The sequence below is a fragment of the Halomonas sp. 707D4 genome, from assembly GCF_024158685.1.
In the GTDB taxonomy this organism is placed as follows: domain Bacteria; phylum Pseudomonadota; class Gammaproteobacteria; order Pseudomonadales; family Halomonadaceae; genus Vreelandella.
This window is the reverse complement of the sequence record NZ_JAMZBD010000592.1, coordinates 1-1,633: the sequence shown is the minus strand read 5'-3', so window position 1 is coordinate 1,633 and position 1,633 is coordinate 1. Positions and strand designations below refer to the sequence as shown.

General features: G+C 67.7%; 1 protein-coding gene. It reads right to left on the bottom strand.

Features of this window, described 5'->3' with window-relative positions:
• Positions 1–1,633: LPS-assembly protein LptD (locus tag BIS11_RS16935; RefSeq protein WP_253586632.1), on the bottom strand; the 1,633-nt coding region annotated here is incomplete at both ends.

Below are 1,633 nucleotides of genomic sequence, written 5' to 3'. Positions count from 1 at the left end.
GGTAACGGCTCTGGGGATTGACGAAGGGGTTGTCCTCCGGGCGATCCGGCAGGGTGTCCGGGTCGCCGTTTTCATCGATGCGCCGATCGGCGAAGTAGGCGCTCTGGCCGATGCCGAAGGTGAGCCGGTCGCGCCCGCTGGCATCCTCGATCAGCCGCGACTGCACGCCGTAGGAAATCCGGTTGAGATCGCCTACCCGGTCGGCGCCGGAGAAGCGGTGCGGCGACCAGAGCTGATCCCAGGAGAACGCCCGCTCGCGGCTGTCGAACTCCGGCAGCTGGGTCTGGTCGGTGCGCGGCACGAACGCGTAGTTGAGCCGCGGCTCCAGGGTCTGGCGATAGCCTCGGCTGCCCAGGTCGAGCTCGCGCTCGAACACCAGACCGCCATCGATGGAGGTGATCGCCACGTTGCGGGTGGGCGAGGTAGCGCGGTCGGTCTCGCGGGCGCCGTAGTCGAGCTCATAGGCGGTACTCCAGAGCTCGGTGCGCGGCTCGATGTAGCCCCAGGGCCGCTCGAAACGCCAGCCCAGCGCCGGGGTCATGTGAAGCCGCGAGCCGGTGGCGGCCTCGCGCTCGGGTACCAGGGTCTCGTCGATGTCGCGCCAGAAGTAGGTGGCGTTGGAGCGCCACTGGCCGTAGAAGCCTCCGCCGAACTGCCAATCGGTGGTATTGGCGGTCAAACTCGGCAGCCGGTAAAAGGGCTTGTCGCTGTCGCTGAGCGGGTCCTCCAGACGCTGGAAGCCCTGGGCGCGGGCGTCGAGCTGCCAGAGATCGCCGCGGTAGTCGATTTGCGCCAGCCGTTCCATCGCGACCCGGTCGCTGCGCCCGAACTCGGCACCGAAGTCGTCGAAGTAGCGCCCGTCGCTGGCCGCGCCATAGCGCAGCGCATAGTTGCTGCGCGGGTTCACCCGTCCCTGGTGCTGGGCGTCGATGTACCAGCGATCCTCGCCTTCGAAGCGGTTGTCGCCGGTGCTGGTGCCCCCATCGCTTGCCAGGTAGCCGCCTTCGATCATGCCCTGGCTCTGCTCGAACAGGTAGCGGTACTCGCCGTTGAGCAAGAGCCCCCGGTCGCTCATGAAGCGCGGCGTGATGGTGGCGTCGTGGTTGGGGGCAATGTTCCAGTAGAACGGCTGGGCGTAATCGAGCCCGTCGGTCGAGAAGCCCAGCGTCGGCCATAGAAGGCCGGTATGGCGCCGGTCGTCGAGCGGAAAGCGCACCCAGGGCCAGTAGAAGACCGGCACGTCCTTGACCTTGAGCCGGGCGTTGCGCGCGGTGCCGAAGCCCTTGGCCTGGTTCAGGCGAATGTCGCTGCTCACCAGCTCCCAGGTGTTTTCGCCCGGATCGCAGGTGGTGAAGCTCGCGCTGTGAAGACGGTACTGGTTCTCGCTGGTCTGCTCGAGCTGCGCGGCCTGACCACGCAGGTGCGACTCGTAGAGCACGTAGTGGCTGTTGTCGACGGTGGCCCTGTCCTCGTTCAGGCGCAGCATCGCCTGGTCACCGCGCACCAGCGCCTGGCCGTTGCGCAGCACCAGGTTGCCCTCGGCATCGACCTGCTCGCGGCTGCCCGGCAGGAACACCTGCTCGGCCTGCAGCTCGCTGTCGCCTCGGCGCAGCACCACGTCGCCGCGCAAGAG